At 33.4% G+C, this 25,485-nt stretch carries 28 protein-coding genes; 13 read left to right on the plus strand and 15 right to left on the minus strand.

Going from position 1 to position 25,485, the window contains the following annotated elements; all coding sequences use genetic code 11:
* Position 1: 1 nt before the first annotated feature.
* The 4 genes from rplS to trmD form a co-directional block, all read right to left on the minus strand.
* A complete protein-coding gene (gene rplS, locus KHA98_RS18080; RefSeq protein ID WP_213259295.1) occupies positions 2-352 on the minus strand; it encodes a 50S ribosomal protein L19 in 351 nt (116 codons plus the stop codon).
* Positions 353-617: 265 nt separating this feature from the next.
* Positions 618-1,739: an agmatine deiminase family protein gene (locus KHA98_RS18085; protein ID WP_213259296.1), complete on the minus strand. Its 1,122-nt coding sequence runs from the start codon at positions 1,737-1,739 to the stop codon at positions 618-620.
* A 104-nt stretch (positions 1,740-1,843) separates the two neighbouring features.
* Positions 1,844-2,668, minus strand: coding sequence for an AraC family transcriptional regulator (locus KHA98_RS18090; protein WP_213259297.1), 825 nt, complete (start codon positions 2,666-2,668; stop codon positions 1,844-1,846).
* A gap of 85 nt (positions 2,669-2,753) precedes the next feature.
* A complete protein-coding gene (gene trmD / locus KHA98_RS18095) occupies positions 2,754-3,434 on the minus strand; it encodes a tRNA (guanosine(37)-N1)-methyltransferase TrmD (RefSeq protein WP_213259298.1) in 681 nt (226 codons plus the stop codon).
* Between the two features lie 273 nt (positions 3,435-3,707).
* On the opposite strand from trmD, the gene KHA98_RS18100 reads away from it, so the two are divergent.
* The 9 genes from KHA98_RS18100 to KHA98_RS18140 all read left to right on the plus strand — a co-directional run bounded on the left by KHA98_RS18100 (position 3,708) and on the right by KHA98_RS18140 (position 10,439).
* On the plus strand, positions 3,708-4,070 hold the full coding sequence (locus KHA98_RS18100; protein ID WP_213259299.1) for a hypothetical protein: 363 nt from the start codon (positions 3,708-3,710) through the stop codon (positions 4,068-4,070).
* Between the two features lie 87 nt (positions 4,071-4,157).
* Entirely contained in the window at positions 4,158-4,697 is a 540-nt protein-coding gene (locus KHA98_RS18105) for an NADPH-dependent FMN reductase (RefSeq protein WP_213259300.1), read from the plus strand.
* Positions 4,698-4,723: 26 nt separating this feature from the next.
* Positions 4,724-5,596: a sugar phosphate isomerase/epimerase family protein gene (locus tag KHA98_RS18110; protein ID WP_213259301.1), complete on the plus strand. Its 873-nt coding sequence runs from the start codon at positions 4,724-4,726 to the stop codon at positions 5,594-5,596.
* Between the two features lie 12 nt (positions 5,597-5,608).
* Positions 5,609-6,508: an archaemetzincin gene (locus KHA98_RS18115; RefSeq protein WP_213259302.1), complete on the plus strand. Its 900-nt coding sequence runs from the start codon at positions 5,609-5,611 to the stop codon at positions 6,506-6,508.
* Between the two features lie 219 nt (positions 6,509-6,727).
* Positions 6,728-7,321, plus strand: a complete 594-nt coding sequence (locus KHA98_RS18120; protein ID WP_213259303.1) for a hypothetical protein — start codon at positions 6,728-6,730, stop codon at positions 7,319-7,321.
* 53 nt (positions 7,322-7,374) lie between these two features.
* A complete protein-coding gene (locus tag KHA98_RS18125; RefSeq protein ID WP_213259304.1) occupies positions 7,375-7,719 on the plus strand; it encodes a cupin domain-containing protein in 345 nt (114 codons plus the stop codon).
* 198 nt (positions 7,720-7,917) lie between these two features.
* The gene (locus KHA98_RS18130) at positions 7,918-9,054 is read left to right on the plus strand and encodes an MFS transporter (RefSeq protein ID WP_246522414.1); all 1,137 of its coding nucleotides are present in this window, start codon (positions 7,918-7,920) and stop codon (positions 9,052-9,054) included.
* A 60-nt stretch (positions 9,055-9,114) separates the two neighbouring features.
* On the plus strand, positions 9,115-10,047 hold the full coding sequence (locus KHA98_RS18135; protein WP_213259306.1) for a peptidylprolyl isomerase: 933 nt from the start codon (positions 9,115-9,117) through the stop codon (positions 10,045-10,047).
* A 92-nt stretch (positions 10,048-10,139) separates the two neighbouring features.
* On the plus strand, positions 10,140-10,439 hold the full coding sequence (locus KHA98_RS18140; protein ID WP_213259307.1) for a cytochrome c: 300 nt from the start codon (positions 10,140-10,142) through the stop codon (positions 10,437-10,439).
* 111 nt (positions 10,440-10,550) lie between these two features.
* On the opposite strand, the gene KHA98_RS18145 is transcribed toward KHA98_RS18140, so the two are convergent.
* The 3 genes from KHA98_RS18145 to KHA98_RS18155 form a co-directional block, all read right to left on the minus strand.
* On the minus strand, positions 10,551-10,946 hold the full coding sequence (locus KHA98_RS18145) for a GreA/GreB family elongation factor (protein WP_213259308.1): 396 nt from the start codon (positions 10,944-10,946) through the stop codon (positions 10,551-10,553).
* A 384-nt stretch (positions 10,947-11,330) separates the two neighbouring features.
* Positions 11,331-11,885, minus strand: a complete 555-nt coding sequence (locus KHA98_RS18150; protein ID WP_213259309.1) for a thioredoxin family protein — start codon at positions 11,883-11,885, stop codon at positions 11,331-11,333.
* 146 nt (positions 11,886-12,031) lie between these two features.
* Positions 12,032-12,925 (minus strand): alpha/beta fold hydrolase, encoded by an 894-nt coding sequence (locus KHA98_RS18155; protein WP_213259310.1) that lies wholly within the window; start codon positions 12,923-12,925, stop codon positions 12,032-12,034.
* 133 nt (positions 12,926-13,058) lie between these two features.
* Here KHA98_RS18155 and KHA98_RS18160 point away from each other — a divergent pair, with 133 nt between their 5' ends.
* Positions 13,059-13,394 carry a tRNA-binding protein gene (locus tag KHA98_RS18160; RefSeq protein ID WP_213259311.1) on the plus strand — a complete coding sequence of 112 codons (336 nt, stop codon included), beginning with the start codon at positions 13,059-13,061 and terminating at the stop codon, positions 13,392-13,394.
* Between the two features lie 159 nt (positions 13,395-13,553).
* On the opposite strand, the gene KHA98_RS18165 is transcribed toward KHA98_RS18160, so the two are convergent.
* From KHA98_RS18165 to KHA98_RS18175, 3 genes are all read right to left on the minus strand, one after another.
* Positions 13,554-14,102: an RBBP9/YdeN family alpha/beta hydrolase gene (locus KHA98_RS18165; protein WP_213259312.1), complete on the minus strand. Its 549-nt coding sequence runs from the start codon at positions 14,100-14,102 to the stop codon at positions 13,554-13,556.
* A 123-nt stretch (positions 14,103-14,225) separates the two neighbouring features.
* Positions 14,226-14,594 (minus strand): PUR family DNA/RNA-binding protein, encoded by a 369-nt coding sequence (locus KHA98_RS18170; RefSeq protein ID WP_213259522.1) that lies wholly within the window; start codon positions 14,592-14,594, stop codon positions 14,226-14,228.
* Between the two features lie 69 nt (positions 14,595-14,663).
* Positions 14,664-16,442: an ABC transporter ATP-binding protein gene (locus KHA98_RS18175; protein WP_213259313.1), complete on the minus strand. Its 1,779-nt coding sequence runs from the start codon at positions 16,440-16,442 to the stop codon at positions 14,664-14,666.
* Between the two features lie 203 nt (positions 16,443-16,645).
* Here KHA98_RS18175 and KHA98_RS18180 point away from each other — a divergent pair, with 203 nt between their 5' ends.
* The 3 genes from KHA98_RS18180 to yajC all read left to right on the plus strand — a co-directional run bounded on the left by KHA98_RS18180 (position 16,646) and on the right by yajC (position 19,187).
* Positions 16,646-17,752 carry a Glu/Leu/Phe/Val family dehydrogenase gene (locus tag KHA98_RS18180; protein WP_317192580.1) on the plus strand — a complete coding sequence of 369 codons (1,107 nt, stop codon included), beginning with the start codon at positions 16,646-16,648 and terminating at the stop codon, positions 17,750-17,752.
* A 195-nt stretch (positions 17,753-17,947) separates the two neighbouring features.
* A complete protein-coding gene (nusB, locus tag KHA98_RS18185) occupies positions 17,948-18,859 on the plus strand; it encodes a transcription antitermination factor NusB (RefSeq protein WP_213259314.1) in 912 nt (303 codons plus the stop codon).
* Positions 18,860-18,911: 52 nt separating this feature from the next.
* Complete coding sequence (gene yajC, locus KHA98_RS18190; RefSeq protein WP_213259315.1) at positions 18,912-19,187, plus strand: preprotein translocase subunit YajC; 276 nt, start codon at positions 18,912-18,914, stop codon at positions 19,185-19,187.
* Between the two features lie 645 nt (positions 19,188-19,832).
* On the opposite strand, the gene KHA98_RS18195 is transcribed toward yajC, so the two are convergent.
* The 5 genes from KHA98_RS18195 to KHA98_RS18215 form a co-directional block, all read right to left on the minus strand.
* Positions 19,833-20,420 carry a YdeI/OmpD-associated family protein gene (locus tag KHA98_RS18195; RefSeq protein WP_379732262.1) on the minus strand — a complete coding sequence of 196 codons (588 nt, stop codon included), beginning with the start codon at positions 20,418-20,420 and terminating at the stop codon, positions 19,833-19,835.
* Positions 20,421-21,698, minus strand: a complete 1,278-nt coding sequence (gene pepT, locus KHA98_RS18200; RefSeq protein WP_213259316.1) for a peptidase T — start codon at positions 21,696-21,698, stop codon at positions 20,421-20,423.
* 115 nt (positions 21,699-21,813) lie between these two features.
* On the minus strand, positions 21,814-22,950 hold the full coding sequence (locus tag KHA98_RS18205; protein WP_213259317.1) for a formylglycine-generating enzyme family protein: 1,137 nt from the start codon (positions 22,948-22,950) through the stop codon (positions 21,814-21,816).
* Positions 22,951-23,108: 158 nt separating this feature from the next.
* A complete protein-coding gene (locus KHA98_RS18210; protein WP_213259318.1) occupies positions 23,109-24,095 on the minus strand; it encodes a DUF6515 family protein in 987 nt (328 codons plus the stop codon).
* An 87-nt stretch (positions 24,096-24,182) separates the two neighbouring features.
* Positions 24,183-25,403 (minus strand): OprO/OprP family phosphate-selective porin, encoded by a 1,221-nt coding sequence (locus KHA98_RS18215; protein ID WP_213259319.1) that lies wholly within the window; start codon positions 25,401-25,403, stop codon positions 24,183-24,185.
* Positions 25,404-25,485: the final 82 nt, after the last annotated feature.

Genomic DNA, 25,485 nt, shown 5'->3' on the forward strand with positions numbered 1-25,485 from the left:
ATTATCTTCTTTTATCTCTAATCTTAGCTTTTTTACCAGTAAGTTGTCTGAAGTAGAAAATTCTAGCTCTACGAACAGCTCCTTTTTTGTTGATTTCAATTTTTTGTAAAGCTGGTAAGTTTACTGGGAAGATACGCTCAACTCCAATAGCTCCTGACATTTTACGAATAGTAAAAGTTTCTGTGTTACCAGAACCTCTTCTTTGAATAACAACTCCTTTAAAAAACTGAGTTCTTGTTTTTTCACCCTCTTTAATTTCGTAGAAAACTGTGATAGTATCTCCAGCTCCAAAAACAGGGAAATCTTTTTTAGCAACTAATTCGTTTTGAACGAATTTCATTAAATCTGCCATGATATCTTATAATTATGGTTTTTTATAGAGTAACATTCACGGATCTCGCCAGAGGTTAGTCTAATTCGGGTGCAAATGTAATTAAAATAAATTAAATTCCAATAAAAGAAAATACCAAATTCCAATTTTTTAAATCACTGATAGATTGGTATTTGGGTTTTTAAAATTTGTTTCAGGTTTCAGGTTTCATGTTCTTTTTGTTTCAGGTTATAGCCTCAAAGCATAACAACATGAAACATGAAACCTGAAACCTGAAACAAAAAAACTATTTCGGTTGCTGTTGCGTAACGCAATGAATCATTCCGCCGTTGGCGTATAAATTACGAACATCAATTCCGATAACTTTTCTGCCCGGATATAAACTTTGAATAAGCTTATTGGCAACAGTATCATTAGGATCATTGTAATTAGGAACCAGAACAACCGTATTCCCAATATAATAATTTACATAAGAACCTTTGTAACCTAGTTTTTTGCCATACGTTGTTACTACATTATTTTTAGACAATGGCAATTTTAAGAAACTATATGCTTTACCGTTTTTATCTTTTGAATTGTATAAGGTAGTAATATCTTTTTGAGGTACTTCCCAGTACAATAAATCATCTTCATTCATCGTAACGATTGTATTTCCGTTACCAAAACGGGCAAAACCGTCAATATGCATATCGGTAATTTCTCTTCCTGCTTTACCATCCAGCCAAATAAAATGGGTTACGCCAAGATATTTTTTAAAATTAGCTTCCGCCTGAGCTTGTGTCATTCCCGGATTACGATTCGAATTTAATATCGCACTTTTTGTGGCTAATAAAGTTCCGTTTCCGTTAATTTCAACCGCTCCGCCTTCATTAATCATAATGGAGTTTAAATCTACAACTGTTGTTTTTTGATCTGCTCCAATTTGTGCAGGTACTGTATTGCAATTCGCAAAAGCAGCTTTTTCCCCCCAGCCGTTAAAACCCCAATCCTGAATTACCAATTGATTGTTTTTGTCCTTCACATAAATAGGGCCATTGTCTCTTACCCAAACATCATCGGTTTTGTATATTTTAAATTCGATAGCAGACAAAGAAACTCCTGCTGTATTTAATAATGCTGTAATTCTGCTTTTTTCGGTAGCATCATAAGCGATAATGTGTACTTTTTCACTTCCGCTTAACGATTTAGCCATAGCCACCCAGGTTGCATCCAGATCATCTCTGTAATCCATACCATATTGATATTGGTGCGGCCATTGCAGCCAGGTTCCTTCGTGCGGAGCCGATTCTTCGGGCATCGTATACATAATATCTGTTCTTAAAGATTCATCTGGTTTTGTTATTAATTCCTCTTCCTGACATGAAGTGAATAATGGGAATAATAATAGTGTTATAAAAAGTTTTTCCATCTTAGTAGTTATAAAATTAAATGTTAGCGCCATTTGATACCGGTATTTTGACAGGACAAATGTATTTCTAAACAACAATTAAGAAGTTGTCCAAAAAGGACAAATTAAGTTAGTGGAATAAAAATCGCAGTTAAGTAATCTGACTTGCTATTACAATTTGCTTCATGCATTATGTATTGCTCAATAACTGGTAAATGAGAAAACTCAATATCATTACTCAGAAACCAGCCACCAAAAATTTGCTGATACGTATCTTCTAAGGTTTCGTAACTTCCTTTGTGGAAGAACTTAGCATATTTACCTCCAAAAATCTTTTTTGAAGGAAGATTTCTAATAATGCCTTCAGTAACAATGCAGGCATCATAAGTACATTTAGATTTTTCGGTAATTAAAATATCATCTGTAATTATGCCGAAGAAATCTGTAATAGGTTCAGGGTATTCGGTCTCTAATAAAGCGCCCCAAAGATCTTCGATTTCAGGATTAATATAAGAGGTTTTACAACTCGAATAATAAACGGTAATCTCTGGAATAAAAACGATTTGTGACTCTAAATTGCAAGAGATGTTTTGCTGCGGATGAATATCATTTAATAAAAGCTCTTTTTGATTTCTTGCAAATGAAGGAGAACAGTTAAAATGTTTTTTGAATGTTTTCGAAAAAGACTGAACATCCGCAAATCCGACTTCGAGGGCAATGTCAGAAATTTGATTGTTAGAATATAAAAGTTTTTTATATCCGTTTTCTATTTTCAGTCGGGTTTGATAAGCGCCAATTGTTTCTTTAAATAAAGAATAAAAAACGCGCTGTAAATTTCGATAAGAATAACTCGAAATAGCTTCAAGAGAATCTACTGAGATCACCTTATTATAATGGGTCTCGATATGATTCCGGGTATTATAAATGCGTTTTAGATTAAAATCAGTCATTTTTTTGTTTCAAGTTTCAGGTTATTTTTGTTTCACGTTTTAATCTCAAAGCAGAACAACTTGAAACCTGAAACTTGAAACAAATTTAATGTCCTTCCAACAAATCAGGTCTCCTGTTTTTGGTATGCTCGTAAGCCATATCTTCACGCCATTTGTCAATTTTAGCAAAGTGACCGCTAGTCAAAACCTCAGGAACTTTCCATCCTTTGTAATCTGCAGGTCTTGTATATATAGGTCCGGAAAGTAAATTATCCTGAAAACTATCTGTCAAAGCCGATGTTTCATCACTTAAAACTCCCGGAATTAAACGAATCAAGGCATCAGATAAAACCAAAGCGCCTAATTCTCCGCCAGATAAAACATAATCTCCTATCGAAATTTCTTTAGTAATAAAATGATCACGAACACGTTGATCTACACCTTTATAATGTCCGCATAAAATCATGATGTTTTCATACATCGACATGGTATTCGCCATTTTCTGATTTAGCGTTTCTCCGTCAGGCGACATATAAATGATTTCGTCATATTCACGCTGACTTTTTAAATGTGTAATACAATCGTCGATTGGCTGAACGGTCATTACCATTCCGGCACCTCCGCCAAACGGATAATCATCTACACTTTTTTGTTTGTTAGTCGTATAGTCACGTAAATTATGAAAATGTACTTCGACTAAACCTTTGTCAATGGCACGTTTCATAATCGAAGCTTCAAACGGGCTTCTTAATAACTCTGGTAAAATCGTTATAATGTCAATTCGCATTTTTTCTTTTCAAAAGTTTTGAACGGCAAAGATACAAAGTAAATATTTGAGAAATTTAAAAACAGGAATTCAAAAGTGTGTTTTGAAGTATGATCTTTTTTTTCTTCTAAAATATTCGAAATCTTTTCTGATGCAAAAAGTGTTTTTCTGACCAATTAAATAATAATTATATAACATTTAGAAGTTTTTGTGTAAAGGATGAATGCTTAATTTTCAATAGTATTACATAGTTTTTTACTTACAAATAATTCAGTCTCAAATTAATTTAATTTTATGAAAAATTTTATCTGCTGCTTTGCTGTATTGCTATTATGTGCCTGTTCAAGTTCAAAAAATACTGCTGATAAATGGGTTGGTATGACCAAACAAAATCTTATAAAAAGCTGGGGTTCACCAATAAGAACATTTGATAATTCTGAAAACGGAGAAATACTAGTTTATGCAGATCAGGTTTTTGATGGTCAGGAACGGGATAAAGATTCCAGAATGGCCGGTTCAAATTATTGGAATTACACGTATATGTATGTAGATAAAACAGGAAAAATCGCTTCTTTTAGAAACGAAAAGCAAAATTTTGCTCCCCAATCTATCGATTCTCAAAAATTGACAGACATGAAATTATTGACCGTAAAGTAAATTGGTCATTTCATTTGTATCAAAAACATTTTAATTCGTTTGTAAATAAATAGTATTTTTAATTTAGAAATACTTTAAAGCAATCGAATGTCTTTTGTAAAAATAAAAATACTTGCTATATCTGGTAGTACCAGACAAAACTCCAGCAATTTTAAATTCCTGAAATATATTTCAGAATATATAAAACCTCAATTTGAAGTAGAGATATTCGAGGGTTTAACCAATATTCCACATTTTAATCCCGATTTAGATACAGAGCATCCGCCCGAAGATGTAGTTTCATTCAGAAACAAAATAGCCCATGCAGACGGCGTTTTAATTTGTACTCCCGAGTATGTTTTCAGTCTGCCGGGAAGTTTAAAAAACGCATTAGAATGGTGTGTTTCTACAACTCTTTTTTCACATAAAAAAACAGGATTAATTACAGCATCTGCATCCGGAGAAATGGGGCATGAGCAATTATTATTAATAATGAAAACTCTAGAAGCTAATTTTAATGCTACTACTCAGCTTTTAATTCAGGGTGTACGAGGTAAAATTAATGAAGAAGGTAAAATTACAAATGAAGAAACAGTTGTTGCTCTTCAAAACTTTGTAAATAACTTTGAGAATCAATTTTTATCTTAGATTTACATTATTAATTTGCTGCCTAAATGATTACACGAAGAAATTTTATCATTAATACAAGTTTGGCTGCGACTGCGGTTCTGGCTTCTCCATCATTTGCTTTTGCTATGACTAAAAAAGAAATAGGTTTACAATTGTATACGTTGCGCGATCAACTTCCTGCGAATGTTAAAACGACTTTACAAAAAGTAGCTTCATCGGGTTATACCAATGTTGAAACATACGGATTTTCGATTAAAGATCAATTTTGGGGTTTGTCACCAAAAGATTTAAAGAAGGTTTTGGATGAAAATAATTTAAAAGCAGTAAGCGGTCATTATAATTTAGGCAGTTTTTTAATAGACGGAAATACTACAGAACTTGTAGCTGCAATTGAAGCAGCTAAGATTCTGAAAAGTGAATTCCTGACGATTCCGTGGGTGGACGAACCTTACAGAAAAGAAATAAACGATTATAAAAAGATTGCTTTACGATTAAATGAGGCTGGAAAAATGTGCAAAAATGCAGGTTTAAAACTGGCTTATCATAATCATGCATTTGAATTTGAAAAACATAATGGAGTTACCGGTTATGAAATTTTGCTAAACGAAACAGATCAAAATTTAGTTTGTTTTGAATTAGATTTATACTGGGTAGTACGTTCCGGAAATGATCCAATCCAATTATTTAAAGACAATCCCGGGCGTTTTAAAATGTGGCATGTAAAAGATATGGACAAAGCAAATCACGATTTAAACACCGAAATTGGTTCTGGTTCTATAGATTTTATAACTATTTTTAAAGAAGCCAAACTTGCAGGAATGAAGCATTTTTTTGTAGAACAGGAAAATAATTTTGCAACTAGTGCATTTGATTCTATAAAAACCAGTAGCGAATTTATTTCAAAAAAGATTATCTAAACGGAATATTTTATGAGAAGACTTTTTTTGCTCGTGTTTGTAATTCTATTTTCCTGTAATTCGAATCAAAAAGAAAATCAGAATAAAAAAGAAATCCTGAAAAGTTATCCGGCTCCAGCGCCTTATTTTACAGCTATTAAGGCTAATGATGTAAAATTAGGGAAGCCCGATTTTGGAGATTGGTTAGAATCTCACAAAGAAAAAGGACAGAGTTTTGAGCAATTTATGAATTCAAAACATGTGGTTCCAACAAAAGAGAATAACATTATTTATTTGCAGCCAATTGGTGAGTTTAATTTAGCTCAAACAGAACAAATTGAATTGGTTCGTGAGTATTTAGAACTATTTTTTCAGTTAGAAACCAAAGTTTTAAATAAGGTTTCAAATGATATAATTCCAAAAAAGGCCAGACGAATTGGTGATGTAGGTCAGGAACAATTTCTGGCAGGATTTATTTTAAATGATATTTTAAAGGAAGAAAAACCTAAAAACGGAATCGCCTTAATGGCTTTGACTGAAAAAGATTTGTATCCAAAACCAGAATGGAATTATGTTTTTGGTTTAGCCTCTTACAGGGATAAAATTGCAGTAAGCTCAATGTACAGAATGAAGGATGAAACAAATCCTGTTTTAAGTTTGTCAAGATTACTTAAAATAGGTTCGCACGAAATTGGTCATATGTTTGGTCTTCATCATTGTATTGAAGCCAATTGCGTTATGAATGGTACAAACAGCATGTCTGAAACAGATAAACATTCTATTCGATTATGTTCTCTTTGCCAAAGAAAACTAAATTCAGGATTTAAATACGATGACGTAAAAAGGCTTGGTGAACTTGCAGATTTTTTTAAGCGCAATAATTTGACAGACGAATTTCAATTAATGGAAAAAGATATTTCGAGCAACCAATAATAAAAAAATAACTCAACTCATTGGGTGTAATTATTTTTTAACACATAGAAACAATAGATTTTAGTTTTTAAAAAAAAAGGCAAAAGAAAAAACTAGTTTTCACACATAGCTATGTTTATTTGAAAGAGTGAAACGTCTTTTAGGCAAGAAAAGCTATGTTACTATGTGTTAAAATTAAATTTTGTTCAATTTCACCCAACGGGTTAACTCAATAATAAAATGAAATCAGACGCAAAAAAAGACCTTGAAAAAGCAATTGGAGGATTGTTTTTTATGATTATCAATACGGCAATATGGACATTGATTGCAGAATATTATTTAGAAAACCGCGACAATAGAATCGTCGGTTTACTTATTGGCTTTATTATTTTAGGTTTTCTGTTTTTCTACGTTCGATTTTCAAAATTTCATAAAGCACTTCCAAATGTTGAAGTTGAGGTTAAAACTCGGGAAGAAGAGAAAAAAGACAAACGATTTTTATGGATTTTTGGTCTGGAAGGACTTGGAATCTTTTTAGCAAAAAATATATTAGTGAACATCAATCACAACGAATTGTTTATTCCGTTTTTTGCATTAATGGTCGGATTGCACTTTTTTCCTTTAGGAAAATTATTCAAAAGAAAATTCGATTATTATATGGGAATCTGGACTTCGGCAGTAGCAATTATGGGACTTTATATGATTATTCAAAAAGTAACAACAGTAAATATCGCCAATGCAATCGTGAGTATATGTTGTGCAATTTCAACGATTAGTTACGGTATAAAAATGATTATAAGCGGGCAGAAAGCCATAGTAAATAAAGAAAGTTAAGATTTCTAAAGTAAAAGCGACTTTTATCGTATTAAGAATTAAATTAAAAAATTATGCAAGCAACAAGCAAAGAGTTTATAATAGGAGATGAAATAGAGTGGGAAGTTGTAGGAGAAGGAATTAAACGCAAAATCCTGGCTTTTGATGATAAAGTAATGCTGGTAAATGTTCATTTTGAAAAGGGCGGAATTGGCGTTTTGCACGATCATTATCACTCGCAGGTGACCTATATTGCAAGTGGTAAATTTGATGTAACCATTAGCGGTGTAACTCAGACTTTAAAAGAAGGAGATAGTTTTTATATTCCGCCGCACGCAGTTCACGGGGTGGTATGTTTAGAAACCGGAATGCTTACAGATGTTTTTAGTCCGGCAAGAGAAGATTTCTTAAACTATTAAAAGGTTAAAATAAAAAAATAAACCATATAAGTAATATAAGAAAATTTAAGGGTTTAGTTTAAATGGACTTATATTACTTATATGGTTAAACAAAATGACGTTTATTTAAACCTAAAATTTATATTTTTTTTAAAGTTTTGATAAAGATTAGATTGGTATTTTTGCAAAATGAATTTATCTAAAACGAATGTCCTTTTTATGGCAGTTTGCACTGGTCTTATAGTTGCAAATCTTTATTACTGCCAGCCTTTGATTGTTTTAATTGCCAACGAATTTAAAATTCCCGAAGCCAGCGCCGGAACGATTACCTATCTAACTCAGGCGGGTTATGCAATTGGTTTATTTTTTATGGTGCCGCTAGGTGATAAAATTGAACGAAAAAAACAAATTTTAATGACCACTTTTGCTTCTGTTATTGCATTGTTAATCGCAGCAACAGCAAAAAGTTTTTTCATTCTGCAAATTGCATCTCTGTTAATTGGAATCTCTTCGATTGTACCACAGCTTATTTTGCCTTTGGCGGCTTCGCTAAGTACACAGGAACAGCGCGGAAAAGTTATCGGAACTATTATGAGCGGTTTATTGGTAGGGATTTTACTTTCCAGGACTTTAAGTGGCTTTATTGGTCAGATTTTAGGATGGAGATCGATGTTTTACATTGCGGCAGGAATTTGTCTTTTGATCTTTTTTGTCATTCAGAATAAATTCCCGGTAAATAAACCACAATTTCAGGGAACTTATGGACAGTTAATTCAATCCTTATTTACTTTAATAAAAACACAACCGGTTTTACGTGAAGCTACAATGATTAATGTTTTTAGTTTTGCTCAGTTTGGAGCTTTCTGGACAACAATGGTTTTATTGCTTTCGGGTGAACCGTTTCATTTTAATAGTGCTACAATTGGATTATTCGGTATTGTAGGTGCTTCAGGAGCTTTAGCAGCGCCGTTGGTTGGAAGAATTGGAGATAAAGGAAATTCGAGAATTGCTGTAGGTTATGGTTGTTTGTTGATATTGATAAGCTTTTTAGTGTTTTATTTTTCAATAGAAAGTGTAATCGGAATCGCAATCGGAATTGTATTTATTGATATCGGAATTCAGGGTGTTCACATTTCGAATCAAACCAGAGTTTATTCGTTATTACCTGAGGCCAGAAACAGATTAAATACCGTATTTATGTCATTTAGCTTTTTAGGAACAGCAGCCGGATCTGCATACGGATTATTTTTGTGGAATCTGGGCGGATGGCACGCAGTTGCTATTGGTTGTATGATTTTATCGTTATTAGCATTAACAGTTTACGGACTTACTTATAAATCAAAATCTAAAAAATAGAAAGCATAAATTGATAAAAAATTAATTTGTAAATTTGCATTCAAATAAAAAATAAGAACAATGGAAAACGGAATATACGCTAAATTTAACACTAGCAAAGGTTCGATTTTAGTAAAATTGACACACGATTTAACACCTGGAACTGTAGGAAACTTTGTAGCTCTTGCAGAGGGGAATATGGAAAATAAAGTAAAACCTCAGGGAAATAAATTTTATGACGGATTAACTTTTCACAGAGTAATTCCAGATTTCATGATTCAGGGAGGTTGTCCTAAAGGAACTGGAACTGGAGATCCAGGTTATAAATTTGATGATGAATTTCACCCAAGTTTAAAACACGATCGTCCGGGAGTTTTAGCAATGGCAAATTCAGGACCTGCAAGTAATGGTTCTCAATTTTACATTACTCACGTTCCAACTTCATGGTTAGACGGAAAACATACTGTTTTTGGTCACGTAATCGAAGGTCAGGATATCGTTGATGCTGTGGCTCAGGGTGACGCTTTAGAAAGTGTTGAAATTTTGAGAGTTGGAGAAGAAGCAGAGAAATTTAACGCTATCGAAGCTTTTATTGGTTTAAAAGGTGCTCGTCTAAAACGTGAAGCAGCTTTAAAAGCAGAATCTGAAGCAAAAATGGAACAATTAGCTGCTGGTTTTGATAAAACGGAAAGCGGTTTACGTTATAAAATGATTCAAAAAGGAGACGGAAAAAGAGCTGAAGCTGGAAAAACAGTTTCTGTTCATTATGAAGGTTCTTTAGAAAACGGAAAAGTTTTTGATTCTTCTTACCCAAGAAAAAAACCAATCGAATTTAGATTAGGTCAAGGACAAGTTATCGAAGGATGGGATGAAGGTATCGCTTTATTACAAGTTGGAGACAAAGCTCGTTTTGTAATTCCTTCTGATTTAGGATACGGACCATCAGGTGCTGGAGGAGTTATTCCACCAAATGCAACTTTGATTTTTGACGTTGAATTAATGGACGTTAAATAAGAATACACAAACAATTTAGTATTGTTTTAAATAATAATCCCATTCGGTTGCCGAATGGGATTTTTTTTATATTTACTTAAAAAACATAGTAAATGAAAAATATTTTAATCCTTGCCGGACTTGCATTATTTGTGGCTTCATGCGGAACGCAGAAAACTGCAGCCGTTGCTTCAGCTCCTGTTGAAACTGCAAAAGCAGTAGCATTAACACCTGAACTGGAAGCAGGTAAAAATTTGTATGATAACAATTGTGCAAAATGCCACAAATTGTATGAGCCAAAGAGTTTTACCAAAGAAGACTGGACTCCGATTTTGGTAAAAATGGGTAAAAAAGCAAAGCTGGATGAAACCCAAATGGCATCAATTACAAATTATATCGATTCGCAATTGTAATTTGGTATTTAAGAGAAAGCATAAAAAAAGTGTTCAATATTTATTGAACACTTTTTTTATTTTCAAATAGATATAAAAAAACACCTTCACAATATGAGGTGTTTAAAAAAGTTAAGAATGATGTACAGCCGAATTGTCTACTGTGATTATTTTTAAAGTTTTGATGCCGGCAGGTAATTCCCAATCAACTTCATCATTTTCTTTAAAACCAATAATAGCAACACTTAAAGGTGCTAAAATTGAAATTTTTGATTGTTTTAAATCAGCAGCTGATGGCAAAACAATCTGAATTTTCATTTGCTTCTGCGCCTTGACATCTTCAATAGTTACCATAGAATTGATTCTGATAACAGATTGGTCAAGTTCGCTTTCTTTGCTAATTACAGCACGATCTAATTCCTGCGAAAGCTGATTTGCTTCTTTAGTATTTGTCGAATTTTTACTTTTTAAAATCAATTCTCTTAGAAATTGATAATCTGATTTACAGAATGTGGGTGTTGGTTTCATATCTATTTGAATTTATTATGGTATTTAATTGAACGAATTTTCTTCTTTTGTATTTATAAGAACAAGTCGCTTTATAGCCTTGAGTTAAGGAGACTTTTCTAAAATGTTTTGAATGTGAAAAACAAAAAAATATTTGACCAAATTGATTTTTGTCAAATAAAAAGATGTTTAAATTGATGTAAATCCTCCGCCTGAAAGAAGAAATGAAATAGACGGAGGCCTAATTAATAAAGGCCTTACTATGTGAAATAAATACAGCAGAAAGCGGCTTTCTTGTAAAAGAAAACAGCAATAAAGAAACTGTAAATATTGTTATAGTGCTCACAATGAGTAATGTTAATTGATTTGCAAAGATAGTAAAACTTTTCCTATTGCTTACAAATTTTATTTCCATTTAATATTACAACCAATACTTGGCTTTTGGATTTCGCTTAAAGTTCGGTTATAAATTAAGGCATCGATCGCGCTTCTTAAGTCATTTCCGCTTAACGGGATGCCATTTCCTGGTCTTGAATCGTCCAATTGTCCTCTGTAAAACAATCTGTCCTGATTATCAAATAAAAAGAAATCCGGGGTGCAGGCTGCTTCGTAAGCTTTTGCAATTTCCTGAGTTTCATCAAACAAATAAGGAAAGTCTATTTTGTTTTTAAATGCAAATTCCGTCATCATTTCCGGTGAATCTTCAGGATATTTTTCAATATCATTGCTGGAAATCGCAACAATACCAAGTCCCTGAACACGATAGTCATTTGCAATCATTACAATTTCTGTAATTACATGAAGCACAAAAGGACAATGATTGCACATAAAAATAACAAGCGTTCCTTTTGAACCTTTTAAATCTTCAAACGAATAAATGTTATTCGAATTGGTATCTTTTAAATAAAATTCGGGAGCAATTGTTCCAAGCGGAATCATATTTGAAGGAGTTCGTGCCATTTTTACAGAAAATTAATAATCAAAAATAGCTTTAAATTTCTGTATAAAAAAAGATTGCAAAGGATAAATGTAGAGACAAAAAATAGTTTTTGCCACAGATTAAAATGATTAATGGGATTTTTAATCTGTGACAAAGAATATAGTTTTTATGAATTCAAAAAATCTAATAAATCCTGGTTTAAACGATCTTTTTCTGTGTAGAATAATCCATGTGGTGCGCCTTCGTAAACAATGTATGTATTGTTTGCAATGGATTGTGCTGCTTTTTTTGAGGTCAGATCTATAGGAACAATTTTATCATCGTTTCCATGAATAATTAACGTTGGAACATTTACAGTATGAAGTTCATCTCTAAAATCAGTAAGAGAAAATGATTCTGCACACTTTAAAGTTGCGCGAGGAGAAGCAAAGGAGCAAAGCATTCTGTAATATTCCAGTAAAGGTGTGCTCAGTGGTTTATTGATAATGTTTATTCCAAAAAAGGTCTTTCCGAAATTATCTACAAAACCAATTCGGTCTTGTTTTATGGCAGCAGCAGTTGAATCACTTTTTTCTCTCGGATGTCCATCAGGATTATCTTCGGTTTTTAATAAAAATGGAATTATAGAGGATATTAAAGCGGCTTTTGTTACGCCTTTTCCCTGATATTTACTGAAATAACGAACAACTTCGCCACCGCCCATAGAAAAACCAACAAGCGTTGCATTTTCTAATTGAAGCTGCTCAATAATTTCGCTTAAATCATCCGTTAAGGTATCATAATCGTAACCATTCCACGGTTGTGATGATTTGCCAAAACCACGACGATCGTAAGCAATTACCCTGAAGTTATTCTGCACCAGAAATTCAATTTGGTACTCCCACATTTCGTTTGAAAGCGGCCAGCCATGAATCAGGATTACAGGTTTTCCTTTTCCGTAATCTTTTACATAAAGCTTTACATTTTGGGCTGTTTCAATATATTTATCGCTATTTTGCTGATGGATATTAGAATCTAAATCTCTAAGAGAAGGACTGGTATTTATTACACTATTTTCCATTATTTATAATTTTTACAATTAGTTTATAAGAATGAATAGTAAAATTAAAAGCAGAATGTAAAAAGCGGTTATAGAATTAATGCTATTAATTACAAAATTAATAGGTTTGTAAATAAACAATATAAAAAGTAAAATGGATTTAACCTGGAATGAATTTGAAAGAACAGATATGCGCGTGGGAACAATCATTGAAGTTAATGATTTTCCTGAGGCTAGAAAACCAGCATTTCAATTAACGATAGATTTTGGCTCAGAAATCGGCATTCGCAAATCATCGGCACAAATTACCAAACGATATACAAAGGAAGATTTAGTAAACAGGCAAATTGTGGCTGTTGTCAATTTTCCAAGAAAACAAATTGGAAAGTTTATGAGCGAATGTCTGGTTCTTGGTGCTGTAGGCAAGGAGGGAGACGTAATATTGCTGGCTCCCGATTTTAAAATTGAAAATGGATTGCGAATTGGGTAAGTTTTTAATTAAACACATAGAAACATAGTTAAAAATAAAATTTTAAAAAAGGCATTTCATTTGCTTAAACAAACATAGCTATGTGTGAAGAAACGGGTTTCTTTTTTTGTTGCCTTTTTAGCGTTTTAAAATCTATGCTTCTATGTGTTAAAAATTTTACTAAGAGTTAATTTTATCAATTAATTGGCCTAAAATTTTCTGTCCTTCTTCCCAATATTTCAAATCAGAATCGGAGTTGATATGACCTTGTTCTCCGATATTTATAAATTCACTTCCCCATTTTTCAGCAAAATATTGTTTTCTTTCGAATGAAGCATAAGGATCATTTTCGCTGGCCACTATAATTGACGGAAAAGGCAATTTGTAAATTGGCATTGGTGAAAAATTTCGAATAATATCCGGAGTGTGTTGCGGTGAATCTACATCGGCTGGCGCTACCAGTAAGGCACCAATTATATTTTTGTTTGAATGAGTTTCTGCCCAGTGTAAAACTAAAGAGACTGCAAGACTGTGAGCGACGAGAACAGTTGGTTTGTCAAGTTTAGAAACTTCTTCATTTAAACGTTTTAACCAGTCTTCTTTAACAGGTTCGTCCCAATTGTCCTGAACTAATCGAATTGAATTTTTAAATTTTTCGTGCCAAAAGGTTTGCCAGTGTTTTTCTCCGGAGTCTCCTAATCCTGGTAAAATTAATAGTTGTGTGTCCATTGCCGTGGATTTTATTTAAAAGGTTGTTGTAAACTTCTATTAAAATAATAGAATTTAAATATATAAAAAAAGTCCAAAATGTAAAACAAATTGGACTTGTACTTTTTAAAAAGTTATTTAGGACTAAATATCGTCAAAATCAATATCGGTAAAGCTAGATCTTTGCCCTTCAGGTTTCTCAGAACCGTATTCTTTTTTAAAATCTTTTTGATGTCTTTCAGAGATTACTTCTTCGCCTTTGTGGTTCAAAACGTAAGATGTCATTTCTTCTAGTATTTCGGCAAAAGCACTAAAATCTTCTTTGTACAAGTAAATTTTGTGTTTTTTAAAATGAAAAGAACCATCTTCTTCAGTAAATTTTTTACTTTCAGTAATCGTGATATAGTAATCGTCAGCTTTTGTAGCTCTCACATCAAAGAAATAAGTTCTTCTTCCTGCTCGTAATACTTTAGAAAAAATCTCTTCTTTTTCTAACATGTCATTTTCTCTCATAATACGTTCTATCATTTTTTGGAATTAATAGTACTCAAAAATCATAAAAAATTATCTATTACGCAACAATTAAAGTAATTCTTTTTCCGAAAGTTGTTTTAAATATAACGATGCATAATAACCTTCCTGATTTATTAATTGATTATGAGACCCTTGTTGAATAATTTTTCCATCCTCTAAAATAATAATTTTATCGGCATTTTTTGCCGACGAAACACGGTGGCTTACAATAATTGTAGTTTTATCTTTACAAATTTCGAATAAATTATTCAGGATTGTTTCTTCAGTTTCTGTATCTACCGCCGATAAACAATCATCAAATAACAAAATAGCCGGTTTTTTAATTATAGCCCTTGCAATAGAGACTCTTTGCTTTTGTCCGCCCGAAAGTGTAATACCTCTTTCGCCCAGAATCGTATCATATTGTTTGTTAAAAGCTACAATATTATCGTGTACAACAGCATTTTTGGCAGCTTCAATTACTTCTTCATCAGTAGCATTCTGATTGCCAAATTTGATATTGTTTTTGATAGTATCCGAGAATAAAAAAGCATCCTGAGGTACAATTCCGATATTGTTTCTTAAATCATTTAAATTTAAAGTACTTATTTCATTTCCGTCAATAGCGATTTTTCCATCGGTAACATCGTAAAGGCGTGTAATAAGATTTAAAATTGTTGATTTACCAGAGCCAGTTTTACCTAAAATGGCTAAAGTTTCTCCATTTTTAACGGAGAAAGTAACATTCTTTAAAGCTTCAATATTGGTGTCTTCGTAAGTGTAACTAACATTTTCGAAAGCGATTGAGCCCTGAATATCTGAAGGATTTGGATTATTGTTTTTGATTTCCGGTTCAATTTTCAAAAATTCATTTAAACGTTTTTGAGATGCTTCGGCTTCCTGTACCATTGATGAAACCCATCCCAAAGATGCTACTGGCCAGGTTAGCATATTTACATAAAGAATAAATTCTGCAATTGTTCCGATATTCTTAATCGTTCCGTTAATGTACATTATACCTCCAAAGTATATTACAACCAGATTACTAATCCCGATAAGAGCAATCATTAAAGGTCCAAAAAGAGATTGTACTTTTGCCAGATCTAAGCTTTTACGTTTGCTTTCGTCGGCAAGATTAATCATATTGTTTTGATGTTGATCTTCCAGAGAATTCGCTTTAATGACACGAATCCCTGAAAAAATTTCCTGCGTAAAACTGGATACTTTAGATAAATATTGCTGAAAAGTGGTACTTCGTTTATTGATCTCAGAACTTAACTTAAAAATGCAGTAAGAAAGTAAGGGTAACGGAAGAAGTGTGTACAACGTTAGTAACGGCGAAACATTGTACATATATATAATGACAATTGCAAAACGAATAAATGTATTAATAGTATACATTACTGCCGGGCCAACATACATACGAACTTTAGAAACGTCTTCACTAATACGATTCATTAAATCTCCGGTACGGTTTTGTTTGTAGAAATTTTGTGACAGCGTTTCATATTGTCTGAAAACTTCATTTTTTAAATCAAACTCAATATGTCGTGACATCACGATTAAAGTCTGACGCATTAAAAAGGTTAAAAACCCCGCTACAATCGCACTTCCAATGATTAACAGTACGTTATGAATTAAATCTTGTCTATAAAAAGCTCTAATAATGGAAGAATTTTGATCTGCCTCTGAAAGTTTTAGAAAGCGCTCAATTACATTAAAAGAGTGACTGACAAGCTTTGGAGTGAATAAAAAGAAAATTTGTGCGATTATGGTGATTAAAATTCCAAAGGAGAAACTATATTTATATTTGATGAAATATTTGTTCAAATAGCTTAATTCTTTCATTTTTTTAAGAAATTCAATGTTGAAATGTTTTTGTTTTATAAATTACGTTCAATTAAAAGTAATGAATTGTACGATTTAATCAGAACAAATCGATTATTATATTGTTATTTTAAAGATAAAAAATTAGCACATGTGTATTTTTTAATTATGTTTGAGATGTCTTTTTGACAAATTCATAATTTTAACTAATTAATACTAGCGCTATGGATGCAACTTTCGCAACTGGAAAGGAACTTCAAAAAATGGATCCTGTTTTTGGTCAATTATCTTTTGACGATCACGAACAAATTGTTTTTTGCAATGACAAAGATACAGGTTTAAAAGCAATTATTGGTATTCATAATTCGGTTATGGGACCAGCTTTAGGAGGAACTAGAATGTGGAATTACAATACTGAATGGGAAGCATTAAACGATGTTTTGCGTCTTTCAAGAGGTATGACTTTTAAATCTGCTATTACCGGACTTAATATTGGTGGAGGTAAAGCAGTTATTATTGGTGATGCTAAAACACAGAAAACGCCTGAGTTAATGCGTAAGTTTGGTGAATTTGTTCACTCTTTAAGCGGAAGATATATTACTGCTGAAGATGTTGGAATGGAAACAAAAGACATGGACACTGTTAGAGACGTAACGCCTTATGTTACGGGAATCTCTGAAGAAAGAGGTGGTTCTGGAAATCCTTCTCCGGTAACAGCTTACGGTGTTTATTTAGGAATGAAAGCGGCTGCAAAAAGCCAGTTTGGTTCTGACGTTTTAGACGGTAAAAAAGTTTTGGTTCAGGGAATTGGACACGTGGGTGAAGCTTTGGTTGAGTATTTAACTAAAGAAGGAGCACAGGTTACAATTACTGATATCAATGAAGAAAAATTATATCAGGTTGCTTCAAAATATAATGCAACTATCTATACTGGCGAAGATTTATATACTGCAGATGTTGATATTTATGCGCCTTGTGCAATGGGAGCAATCCTTAATGACAATACAGTAGACAAAATTAAAGCAAAAGTTATTGCCGGTGCTGCAAACAATCAGTTGGCAGATGAGAATGTTCACGGTGCAAGATTACAAGAAAGAGGTATTTTATACGCTCCGGATTTCTTAATCAATGCTGGTGGAATTATCAATGTTTATGCTGAATTGGCACATTATGGTAAAGCTGAAATCATGACTAAAACCGAAAATATCTATAACACTACTTTAGAAATTATCGATTATGCTGTGAAAAACGGAATTACAACGCATAAAGCTGCTCTTACAATTGCTCAAAATCGTATTGATGCAAGAAAAATAGAAAACAGCAAAAAATAATAAAATTAGAATTTATTGTTGAAGAAGTCTCAGCTTCGGTCACAGTTTTTTGATATATCTTAGAACTGTGACTGAAATCTGAGACTTTTTTTGTCGATTTAATTTTATTATAAGCTCTGAAATACTTATTTTTGCAAACTAATTTTTAAAAGTTCTTACAAGGTGGTAAATAGAAGACACATACGCGTTAAAGTAATGCAATCCATTTATGCAATGCATCAAAGCGGTTCTGATAATATGGAAAAAGAAGAGAAATTTCTTTTTTACAGCATAGATAATATTCAGGACTTATACCTTATAATGCTTTCTTCATTGATTGAAATTTGCAAAAAAGAATCTGTATTCCTGCATTTATCAAGTAAAAAACACCTTGCAACTGCAGCAGAACGTAATCCGAACGAAAAATTTGTCAAGAACAAAATGTTTCAGCTTCTAGCTGAAAGCAATTCTCTTAGCATCGCTTTAGAAAACCGTAAAATCAATAACTGGTCTTTAAACGATGATTATATCATTTTGCTTTTAAATGATATTAAAGCGAGCGATTTGTACAAAAAATACATGAGCAATAACGTTAATACTTTTGAAGAAGACAGACAATTTGTAATTGACTTGTTTGAAAATGTTATTGTTCCAAATGAAAAATTATATGAGTATTTAGAAGACGATAAATTAACCTGGGTTGATGATATTCCAGTTGTAAATACACATATTATCAAACAGTTGAAAGCAGTTAAAACCGAAGATCCGGATGCTTTCAGAGTTCCGAAATTATACAAAGATGTTGAGGATAAAGATTTTGCAAAAGACTTGTTCAGACGTACTGTTTTGAATGAAGCAGTTTTAGCAAAAGAATATGATGACAAAACACCAAACTGGGACAGTGAGCGTATTGCCGAAATTGATACTATTATCCTTAAAATGGCGATTTGTGAGTTCTTGAAATTTCCATCGATTCCAGTAAAAGTAACTCTTAACGAATATTTAGAAATTGCAAAAGAGTATTCTACACCAAAAAGTAGTATTTTTATCAACGGAATTTTAGATAATTTGGTTAAAGAACTGGAAGCCAGTAAAAAGATGGTTAAAGTTGGACGAGGCCTTATGTAATAAAAGGAAATTCCAATTAAATAATATTAATTAAAAATCAAAAACAAAAATTATGCAAGATTTATTAAAGTTTGCTCCATATTTATTAATGTTCGTTGTGCTTTATTTCTTTATGATCAGACCACAACAAAAAAGAGCAAAAAATGAAAAAGAATTTGAAAGCAGCCTAAAAGTTGGTGATAAAATTATCACTAAAAGTGGTATTCACGGTAAAGTTGTTGAGCTTGCAGAAACTACAGTTATAATCGAAACAATGTCAGGAAAATTAAAATTAGAGCGTTCTGCTATTTCTATGGAAATGAGCGCAGCTTTGAATAAAAAAGCGTAATTTTTTTTCTAAAAAAATAAATTTGAAAATCCCAAATTCCATATGGAGTTTGGGATTTTTTTCTGCACAATTATGTCATAGTGAGGAACGCGGATAAAACGGATTTGCTATCGCAAAAGAGCGGATTAAAACGGATTTTAATCTGATAGTTTGTCACTTCGAACGAAGAGAGAAATCTTGGAGAGTAGCTCCGCAATGTATGTTGCCAATCTTTGTAGAGTTTCTAGTGCGATTTCTCTCTTCGTTCGAAATGACAAACGACTGGAGTTTGGTTTTTTTTGCACAATCATGTCATAGTGAGGAACACGGATAAAACGGATTTGCTATCGCAAAAGCGCGGATTAAAACGGATTTTAATCTGATAGTTTGTCATTTCGAACGAAGAGAGAAATCTTCACGAGTAGCTCCGCAATGTATGTTGCCAATCTTTGTAGCGTTTCTAGTGTGATCCTTCCTTCGTCAGGATGACAAACTGCACGGAATATAGCAATAAGAAAAAACCTTTGTCAAAGTTTAAAACTTTGACAAAGGTCTCATATTATTTGGTTCTTCTCCCGAAGCTTCGGGACGGTCAGAAGACAGGAGTATTGGAATTTGGAATTTGGAATTTTCCCGATAGCTATCGGGATTGGAATTTAAAAATACTTACCTGTATTTATCATTCAGTCCAATATTCCCTAATATCATCGGAATAACTTTTTCGATTCTTGTAATCTTTGTTTTTTCCTGTTTGGCAGTTTCTATATATTCTAAAAACTCATATTGCTTGTATGGAGAAAATTTCTCAAAAGCTGCTGCCAAAGCCGGATTCTGAGCCATTTCTTTTTCCAGAAGTTCAGATACAATCGCTTCTTTTTTTGAAGGTTTAATAACTTTTCCTTGTTTTTCGTTTTCAATCGACTCCTTGATGTATTCCAAAATCACTTTTTCGTCAATTTCTTCTTTAGAAGCAAATCGCCATTGCCTCAAAGATTTAGTAATTTCTTCCTGAGCATTGATTAGTTTCTTTTTCTCATCTTTCAGGAAAACACCATTAAAAAACCACAATGCAAAATAATCTTTAAATCCGCCAATCCCGACAACATTTTTCTTTTGATAAACATAAACCGGACCACCCCATTTAGTGGTTTCGGTTAGTTCTGTTTTGTCAATAATAGCTTTAAGCAGAAGCAATTCCTCTTCCCACTGTCCGCCATATTTCCACATGCCTGTATTTTCGGATTTAGATTCCAATTATTTTTTCTTTTTAGATTTTTCAGTTATATCAAAAATCCCCGGAGTTGCTGTTAATTCAGCAATTTTCACGATTACTTCTGTTGCTTTCTGGATGCTTTCTGCAGGAACATATTCGTATTTTCCATGGAAGTTATGGCCGCCCGCAAAGATATTTGGACAAGGTAATCCCATAAATGATAATTGAGAACCATCTGTACCACCACGAATAGGTTTTATAATAGGTTTTATATCCAGTTCACGCATTGCTTTTTCTGCAATATCAACAATATGTTTTACCGGAAGTACTTTTTCTTTCATATTGTAATATTGGTCTTTTACAACAGCAATTACAATATCTTCACCAAACTTCTTCGCGAATTTTTTATTGAATTTTTTAGCGATTTTAAGAACAAGTTCTTTTCTTTTTTCGAATTTCTTTTTGTTGTGATCACGAATAATCAACTCCAAAACAGTTTCTTCGATGTTTCCTTTAATGTGGTGTACGTGGAAAAATCCTTCGTAGCCTTTAGTTTCCTGTGGAGTTTCGCCTTTTGGAAGTTCATTGATAAATTCATTTGCCAAAAGCATTGAATTGATCATTTTTCCTTTTGCATAACCGGGGTGAACACTTTTTCCTTTAAAAGTAATTTTTGCTCCGGCAGCATTAAAGTTTTCATATTCTAATTCGCCAATCTGACTTCCATCCATGGTATAAGCCCATTGTGCGCCAAATTTTTCAACATCAAAATGGTGTGCTCCACGACCAATTTCTTCATCTGGTGTAAACCCAATTCTGATTTTTCCGTGTTTAATTTCAGGATGCTGAACTAAATATTCCATAGCAGAAACAATTTCTGTAATTCCGGCTTTGTCATCTGCACCTAATAAAGTAGTTCCGTCAGTTGTAATGATCGTTTGTCCTTTATATTGAAGTAAATCTTTGAAGTAATCCGGAGAAAGGATAATATTTTTTTCTGCATTCAGAACAATATCTTTTCCATCATAGTTCTCAATAATCTGAGGTTTTACATTCGCTCCGCTAAAATCCGGAGAAGTATCAAAATGAGAAACAAAACCAATTGTAGGAACTTCGTGATCAACATTACTTGGCAGTGTTGCCATAATGTAAGCTTTGTCATCGATAGTTACCTCTTGTAAACCAATTGCTTTTAATTCTTCAACAAGTTTATTGGCAAGGTTCCATTGTTTTTCTGTACTAGGAGTTGTTTGTGAATTTGGATCTGATTCAGTATCAATTGTTACATAACTGATAAAACGATCTATGATATGTTGCATTTTTTTAGTTTTTTAGCAAATATAGAAATTTTTCAGTGGTATGATTTTAAAACTTATCCACTGTTTAAACAAAAAAGAGGTCTGTACTATTTTACAGACCTCTTTTGTTATTTGTTTACTTGCTTTTGACACATCTAAAACCAAGATGGTTTGCAGCAGATCTAACTTCACCTTTTCCTCTTGTTCCAACCATGTATCGGGTACAATATTGATCTGTACATAAAAAGGAACCTCCACGGTGTACTCTCTTTATTTGAGTTGGGTCATTTGGATCATTGTAAGCATCAGGTCCTTGTGGGTTTTTTGCAACCTGACCGCTTTCTGCCAGGGTTTTGTAATAGTCGGTACTGTACCAGTCATTTACCCATTCCCATACATTTCCTGCCATATCATACAGACCGTAAGCATTTGGTTTAAACTGAGCTGTTGGTGCAATTCCTTTAAATCCATCTTCGCCCGTATCACCATCTTTTATTGGAAAATGCCCCTGATAAATATTGGCCTGAAATTTCCCTTCAGGTTTTAATGAATTTCCCCACGCGTACAAGTTTCCTGTTTTTCCGCCTCTGGCTGCAAACTCCCATTCAGCTTCGGTAGGAAGTCTTTTTCCTGCCCATTTTGCGTAAGCTTCAGCATCTTCATAAGCGATATGTACAACAGGATATTTTTCTTTTCCTTTTATACTACTTTGTGGACCTTCAGGATGTTTCCAGTCTGTGTTTGGTTCGTAGCGCCACCATTGTAAAAAGTCTCCTAAATTTACGGCAGAAGTAGTTGGTGTAAAAATAACCGATCCTGTTATTAAATCTTCCTCTCTGGCTGTCGGAAATTCTTCTTTTGTTGGTTTTTGTTCTGCAACGGTTACATAGCCTGTGGCTTTTACAAATTTTTCATATTCTTCATTTGTTACTTCGGTTTCATCCATATAGTAGCCATCAACATAAACGCGATGTATAGGAGCGGCATCTTTTGTGACCCCTTTTATACTGCATAAACTTTCGTCTTCAACATTTGATCCCATCGAAAACTCTCCACCTGGAATCCAAACCATTCCTTTTGGCGCTTTCCCGGTTGGTTTTGTTTTATTCTCGATAGTAGGCTTAAATGCAGATTCGTCTGTAGGATTTGGAGTTTCGGCACAATCCATAGCTGTTGCTTTTTGCGTTGGTGCAATTATTTTAGTATAGCTATAAGCAATTGAGATAATGGAAATGGTTAATATGGCAAGTATCCAATAGGTTTTATTTTTCATTATGGCTTGTTTGAAAGAATTAATAAAGTAAGAATAAAGTTATAAAAATAATATAATAGTAGAAATAAATTATTTCAGATCTGAAATATTTTTTTTCAAATATATAAAATATATTAATACTATAGGATTAATAGTATTTTATATGATTTTGCCAGATATTATTTATCTTCCTGAACATCAACAACCTCGTATTTGTCTTTGCCGTCGACTTGAACAGGTTGATAATAGGTTTCGCCAAATTTTACATATTTCGCATCACCTATGGTGACCTCTTCACCACCTTCTGGTAAATTATCTACTAGAGTTCCCGCTGTAGGTGCTACAACCTTGTAGGAGCTTCCGTCTTTTTCATAATAAGTTCCTCCATAATAATAGTTGTTGACTGTTCCGGTATTAACTGTTTCTGCACCACTAGGAATATTATTTACAGTTCCTCCAACCGGCGCAGGTACTGCAGTATAACCTCCACTAGTCGATGTGTACCAAACTCCCTGATCATAATGATATTTTGTGTTTTCAACACTAACTACAATTGCAGTTACGGCTAAGGTTGCCACAAAAAATCCCCAAGGATGCCAAACTGGTCCCCAGTAAAAAGGTCTGTATGGGCGTGGATAGTAAGGGTGATAGCAGTTATATCTGTACCCTCCGTATCTGTAAGGTGGTCTTGTATACGGTCTTACTCCTGGTCTTACAACAGTATTGCGATTGTTTCGAACATGTACACTATTGTTTACATTAATATTTACATTGTTTCTGTTTCGGTTAACCGTATTACCGCTGATATTGGTATTTCTGTTATTTGAATTTCTATTATTTGAGTTATTGTTTCTAACGGTATTATTGTTAACAATTTTTGAATTATTGTTAGAGGGCCTGTTTATTTTGGTTCCCGAATTATTCCCTCCTGGTCTTGTTGAATTAGAAGGCCTGTTTGCCATTGGTCTGGATTGTGTTGCAGGTCTTGCTTCTCTGGTTGGCCTTGCTTGTGTTGCGGGTCTAGCTTGTCTCGTTGCGCCACCACCACCAGCTCCGTGAAAACCACCACGGCCACGTTGTGCAAGGCCATCAGTCGAAATCAAAAAAAGTGATCCTGTAAAAAAAACAAGTGCTATTTTTTTTACTGTTTTGGTTATGTTTTTCATTATCAGATTTTTAGTTTTATAAAGTTATTAAAAAAAAGATTTTAGCTGTAAAATTTAACTATATTTCCAATTAAAGATTTTTCGCTGCTATAAGGAAATATCCCATTGAATTCTAAAGCGCCAGCCTTGCTCTAAGGGCAGTGTTTTGTCCTGAAAACTAAAATAACTGACTTCTGAGGTTAATTTATTTTTATGTCCTTTAAAAAACCAGTTAAAAGCAATCGTTGTTTCATCCTGCAGGTTTTGTCGCATTGAATTATCAGGACGATAGGCGGCATGTCTTGCGGCCATTTCTAAATGTCTTGGCCACCAGTCAAAAGCATTATTAAAGAAATAACCTGCCTGAACATAATATCCTTTTAATAGGGTGGTGTTATCATTATCAAGTTTATCAATTATTTCTTTGGTATGCCATTCGCTTTGCCAGGAGAAACCGCGGTACATAAAAGCAGTTTCAAGATTCCATTGATTGACGCGATACTGGCCCGGAGCTCCGTTTTCAAAACCTTCTAATGAACCTCCGCCTGCTTGCGAAAATCGGGTGTAAGGGCTTCGGTTTGTTAATCCGGAGAAAGCAATAATTGGAGTTGGTTTTTCATGGAATTCTAAATCGCTTCCTTCAAAGTCCAGAAATCTTCCCAGAAAATTCCATTGCGCTCGACCAAAATACATTAGGTTGTTATCATCATTTGAAGTATTTCCCCTTCCGGTTCCGGTAAGTGCCGCTGCCCAGTAATTAAAATCGGCAATACCTTTGCCTTTAAGATGTCCGTATACTTCGACACCCATTTGTCTGTCAGCTGTAAAAGGACGATTAATTAAAGATCGGTCAACCGTTTGTTGTTCTCCACTGCTTATATAACGTTCACGAGTATATTCTACTTTCCATTGACCAGCTTTAAAACTCAGCCATTCCCATTTTTCGACCATAAGTCTAAAATCTAATAGATTTGACTGACTAAGTTCATATTCCCAATAATATTTTAACCAGGGTTCAAAAGCGTGACCGCCAATTTTTAAACGGGCACGGTTGATTTTGAAAGTTGTTTCTTTATCCCGGCTATAATCGTCATAAGTCAACGGATCCTGATCATTTGGTGTCGAAAATCTAAACTGGAAGCGACTTTGCAATTGAAAAAGAAATTTATCGTCTTTAGTTCTCAGTTCAATTCCCTTTTTACCATAACTAACATTTATCAGTTTGGTTGTATCTTTTATTTGTTGTGCCGAAACATTTGTGCCAGTTAATAATAGAAAAAGAAACAGAAGTTTTTGGATGATTTGGGTTGTTTTGTTTTTGCTATACATATTTTTGATTGGTTTGTATAAAACTCATTTAGCGCGCGGATATTTTTTTCTGTCTTTTTCCAATTGTAATAGAACCAAATTC

This window comes from Flavobacterium branchiicola, from assembly GCF_018383905.1.
Lineage (GTDB): Bacteria > Bacteroidota > Bacteroidia > Flavobacteriales > Flavobacteriaceae > Flavobacterium > Flavobacterium branchiicola.